This window comes from Prosthecobacter sp., assembly GCF_044378005.1.
GTDB lineage: Bacteria > Verrucomicrobiota > Verrucomicrobiia > Verrucomicrobiales > Verrucomicrobiaceae > Prosthecobacter.
Window position 1 is genome coordinate 1 of record NZ_JBILYB010000251.1, and the last position, 4,815, is coordinate 4,815.

Consider the following 4,815-nt stretch of genomic DNA (forward strand, 5'->3'; position numbering starts at 1 on the left):
CCGCCAGCTCTGGCAGGAATGGTGGCGGCTTCGTGAAGAATGCGCCCGCTGGCTTTCCCCATCCCAGCTTCCACGCTGGAAGCTCGCCGCCACACGTCCGGGCAATCATCCCCAGCGACGTCTCGGCGCACTGACGGCGATGCTGGCGCAGTGGGAGTCCATCTCGGCACCGCTGATGGACTCCACGCGCTGGAGCCAGACGGCGTGGAAAGAAAGCCTGCTCGCTCTGAAGCATGATTTCTGGACCACACACTTCACCCTGCTCGCGGAACCTGCGACGAGACAGCTCGCACTGGTCGGCGAGACTCGCGTGCAGGAGATGCTGGCAAACGTCGCCTACCCGCTGCTCATGCCCGAGCGCACACGACTCTGGGCCGAGTATCTGGAACTGCCCGCGATGTTGGAGAATCAAAAGGTCACCCGCGCTGCACTCCGTCTCTTTGGCGAAAGTCCGCGCGGGACGCTGTTTCAAAAGAAGCTGCATCACCAGCAGGGGCTCCTGCAATTGTATGAAGACTTCTGCCTCGAAGACGACAGTGCCTGTGAGCAGTGCCCATTTCCGGAGAGGTTGAAGCAGTGGTCGTAGCCCATGGAGCAGCCTGACTTGGTGCGCCTTTGCTCCTCGATTATCGCGCCTGGGTGATCCTTGATCTCGTCATCTCCCTCACTTCGTCACACAAGCCACGGCCATGGCGGCGATGCCTTCTTCTCTGCCGACGAAGCCCATGCGTTCGTTGGTGGTGGCTTTGACGCCGACTTGATCGGGCTGGATGCCGAGGGCGGCGGCGAGTTTTTCCTTCATCAGCGGAGCGTGCTTCATCACGCGCGGTGCTTCGGCGATGAGGGTGGAGTCCACGTTTTCAATCGTGTATCCTTTCTCGGCGGCGAGGGCGGCGCACTTTTCCAAAATGCGCAGACTGCAGATGCCTTCGATGCTCATGTCGCTCGGTGGGAAGTAGAAGCCGATGTCCGGCAGGCCCATGGCTCCGAGCACAGCATCAGCGATGGCGTGGCAGAGCACGTCGGCATCGGAGTGGCCTTTGAGGCCGCGCGTGTGCGGGATCTCCACACCGCCGAGGATGAGGGGGCGGCCTTCTTCAAAGGGGTGAACGTCGTATCCGATGCCTGTGCGTGTCATGCTGCGATGTAGGCCTTCATTTCCATGTGGCAAGGCGATGCTTCAGAAGCTGTCGGGCAGCTTGCCCCAGTCGGAGGAATCTTCTCCAGCTTGTTCGGGCAGCGTCGCGGCGACATCGCCTTCGGGATCGTTGACGATGATGATGCCGCCTTTCGGAGATGCCACGGCCTGGACTCCGATGCTGCCAGTGTTGTTCAGGTGCAGGCCGCCGGCCTCCTGATACACGCCGAGGGCCACGCGCTGGAAGCCGAGGTCGTTGTTGATGAGCAGACGCCCGCCGTGATCGGTGGAGTCGAGTGTGAGCTGCGGGGTGCCATCGGCGGTGGAGAGCAGGAGTGAGCCTGCCACGGGGCCGCCGGAGAGGGTGGCGATCCCGGCTTGCCCGCCAGAATTGCCATAGGCGCAGATGACGCCTCCTTGATCGCCCTCGCCGAGCATGAGCATGGGGCGTTTATCCTTTTGCAAAATGACGACGGGCTTCTCGGCGGTCACGGCGTGGAGCATCTTCGTTTCTGGGTCGCTGGGCGACATGAGTTCGACGGAGGAAACCTCGCCGCTGGCGATGGCGCGGAACCCGTCTTCATCACCCGTGGATTGCAGAGTGAGGGCGGAATGACTGTCGTGATGATGAGCGAGCATGACGCGTGGGTCGCCATCGCGATCATGCAGCGTGAGGCTGCTGGCCACATCGAGCGCGGAGATGTCCACGGCCTTTTCAGAGGTCTCGCCGCGCAGAGCCAGGCTGCTGCCGGACTCACCGGCGGCCATGTGCGCCTCGTAGCCGCTGCCGGGGACTTTTCCCTCATGCACACAGACTTGTGCGGAGCCATCCAGCGCCATCATGGAGATGCTGTGAAGCTCGGCAGGGCTGTGCAGCATGAGTGCGGGGCCATCTTCACGGGCGACGAGGGCGATGGCATCGGGCTGCCCCGGTGGGCCGAGGCTGAGCAGGCCGCCTTCGCCGTCGGAGTGAAGCTTTACCATCGTGTGCAGATCGCCATCGGCGAAGAGGAGATCGGTGGCAGGCGGCTTCACGGTGCCGTCTTCAGAGACCTCGCCATCATCGTGGACCAGTACTCCACGTGAGCCGCCGTCTTTTTGCAAAACAGCCACGGAGCCGCCGCGCGGCTGGGCACGCATGAGGGCACCGGGGCGGCCTGCATCGGCATGAACGGCGATGAATCCGCAGTCGTCCTGGGTGAAGATGCTGACGCGCGGCTGGAAGTCCTTGCCTCGCAGCAGGAGTTGCGGCGAGCCGGAACCATCGAGGGACAACTCCGCGCCGATGGTGGCTTCATTCAAATGATGCAGGCAGAGATAGCCGCCGTCCTCATTGGAGCCCAAGTGCAGCGAGATCCAGCGTGGGTCATGCGCGGGACGGACGACGAGATCATTGCACTCGAGATAAACGCGGCGGATGCCGTCATCGTCGGTGTCGATGCTGACGACCTTTTCCAGCTCATCAAGGCGCTGGCGGATGCGCTGCAATTCTTCCTGCACGGAGGACAGGGCGGACTGGAGTTCTTCGAGGGGGATGCTCATGGCTGGTTGAGGTCGTTGAGGTGATTTTGGGGAAAATACGCGGCTTGTGTGGAATGACGAATTCCGAATGACGAATGACGAAATCTCCTGAACCGTGAGCCAAGTCTCTTTCTCATGTCTTCGTCATTCGTCATTCCTCCTTCGTCATTGTGCGCTGCCATCACGCTGGGGCTGACCCTCGCCTCCTGCACGGTCGGTCCCGACTTCAAGCTGCCTGAGATGAATCTCGGCACGCGCTGGAAGAACAAGGCAGACATCAGCGACCTCGCGCTGCCGGATGCTTGGTGGACGCTGTATCGCAGCCAGACGCTGAATCGACTGGTGGAGCAGGCGCTGGCGAACAATCAGGATCTCGCGGGTGCCCTGGCTCGTGTGGAGACCGCCCGGGCGATGACCGGTGTGCAGAGGGCGGACTGGCTGCCGCAGTTCGGCATGCAGAATGCGGTGACGCTGGAGCGCTCATCCGGCAGCAGCTTCAGCGCAAATTTGCCACCCGGTGTCCCGCTTCCTTTACTGGAGCGTGACAGGCATCAAGGCTTCCTGACATTGAACTACGAGGTCGATCTCTGGGGCAAGGTGCGACGCGGTGTGGAGGCGGCCAAGGCACGCGAAGGCGCGGCCATCGAGCAGGTGGCCACGCAGCGGCTGGTCATCGCGGCGGAGGTGGCGAGGAACTACTTCCTCGCGGCATCGCTGGATTCACAGCGGCGGATTTTGCAGGAAACCATCGACCTCCGTGGCGAGGCGCTGAAGCTCCAGCAAAGCCGCTTCCAGGGCGGTCTGGCGAACGAGATGGATGTGGCCCGTGCGCGCACTGAGCAGGAACTCGCCCGGCATGATCTTTTTGGCGTGGAACGGCAGCGCGGCAATGCGGCAAACGCACTGGCGCTGCTTTGCGGATCAGCTCCGGCGGACTTTCAGCTTCCTTCCAGCCTGACTTTGCCCGGAGCACCACGGATTGGCGGTGGCGTGCCGAGTGCGCTGCTGCAACGGCGGCCTGATTTGCGTGCGGCAGAGCAGACGATGCGCGAGGCGAATGCGAACGTCGGTGTGGCGACGGCGAATTTTTACCCCAGCTTCAAGCTCATCGGCAGCGGCGGCATCGAGGGCATCGGTGCGGAGGATTTTCTCGACTGGAAGAACAAGGCGGGAAGCATCGGCCCCCAGCTCACGGTGCCGCTTTTCCAGGGTGGTCGTCTGCGCGGCAACCTGCGCGCCTCGCAGTCGCGCTACAACGAAAGTGTCGCTGCTTACAAGCAGGCCATCCTCACCGCGCTTCAGGAGGTGGAGAATGCGGCGGTCGATGTGAATGCCTATGCCCGTCAGCGTTCCGCCGTGAGTGCCGCCCTGGCTTCTGCGCAGGAGACGAGCAAACTGGCGCGCATCCGCTATGACAAGGGGCTCGCGAGCTACTTCGAAGTCGTGGATGCCGACCGCACCGTGCTCACCACACGACTGCTTCAGGCTCAGCTCGACGGGCAGAGGCTGACGGCCAGCGTGCAACTCATCCGGGCGCTGGGCGGTGGCTGGGGCAGCGCGAAGTGAGTTTCGTCAGCACGGAACGCAAAGCCTGAAACTCGAGGAGATGACCGCTATGGGGTGTTGGAACACAGCTCCTCCATTGGTTACGGCTATCACATTTGATAACCTTTTCGCGTTTAAATCTTAAAATCACAATTCCAACATTGCTGTTTATACTGGCTATATAGGTTCGGCGTCTTTCCCGTCGGATGCCTATCTCCAAGCCCATCAATCCATTTATCAGCTGCCTGCACCTGATGGTGATGGGAGTGCTTGGGTTCGCGGAGATGGTCTCGGGGGCTTCGGTATTGCGGGTGGAAGTGCAGCCTTTTTGGTCGGGTTTGCCGCTTGTGACAGGGCAGGTGGTTGCACCGGGCAAGGATGAACTCAGGATCACACGGCTGGACTTCATTCTCTCGAATCTGGCGTTGCAGCGGGTGGATGGCTCATGGCTGGAGTCGCGGGACTGGTTTGCCTTGGTGAGTCTGGAAAAGGGGCGATTGCGAACGGAGGCGGATGGGATTCCAGCGGAGAAATTCACAGCGATCCGGTTCGATGTCGGCGTGCCACCAGCGATCAACAAGGCTGATCCGGCGCAATGGGCACCCGGCCAT

The 4,815-nt window shown here is 61.8% G+C and carries 5 protein-coding genes; 3 read left to right on the forward strand and 2 right to left on the reverse strand.

The genetic code is table 11. The features are described 5' to 3' along the window. Positions 1-586, forward strand: a 586-nt coding sequence (locus AC6FTP_RS25475; RefSeq protein ID WP_497209715.1) for a DUF2851 family protein, incomplete at its 5' end; no start/stop codon positions are given. Between the two features lie 78 nt (positions 587-664). On the opposite strand, the gene ispF is transcribed toward AC6FTP_RS25475, so the two are convergent. Together ispF and AC6FTP_RS25485 are read right to left on the reverse strand one after the other, a co-directional pair. Beyond that, a complete protein-coding gene (ispF, locus tag AC6FTP_RS25480) occupies positions 665-1,138 on the reverse strand; it encodes a 2-C-methyl-D-erythritol 2,4-cyclodiphosphate synthase (RefSeq protein WP_497209716.1) in 474 nt (157 codons plus the stop codon). A gap of 42 nt (positions 1,139-1,180) precedes the next feature. Continuing rightward, a complete protein-coding gene (locus AC6FTP_RS25485; RefSeq protein ID WP_497209717.1) occupies positions 1,181-2,680 on the reverse strand; it encodes a hypothetical protein in 1,500 nt (499 codons plus the stop codon). Positions 2,681-2,794: 114 nt separating this feature from the next. On the opposite strand from AC6FTP_RS25485, the gene AC6FTP_RS25490 reads away from it, so the two are divergent. Together AC6FTP_RS25490 and AC6FTP_RS25495 are read left to right on the forward strand one after the other, a co-directional pair. After that, entirely contained in the window at positions 2,795-4,225 is a 1,431-nt protein-coding gene (locus AC6FTP_RS25490) for an efflux transporter outer membrane subunit (RefSeq protein ID WP_497209718.1), read from the forward strand. A gap of 185 nt (positions 4,226-4,410) precedes the next feature. Then, on the forward strand, positions 4,411-4,815 hold a 405-nt coding region (locus AC6FTP_RS25495; RefSeq protein WP_497209719.1), incomplete at its 3' end, for an MbnP family protein.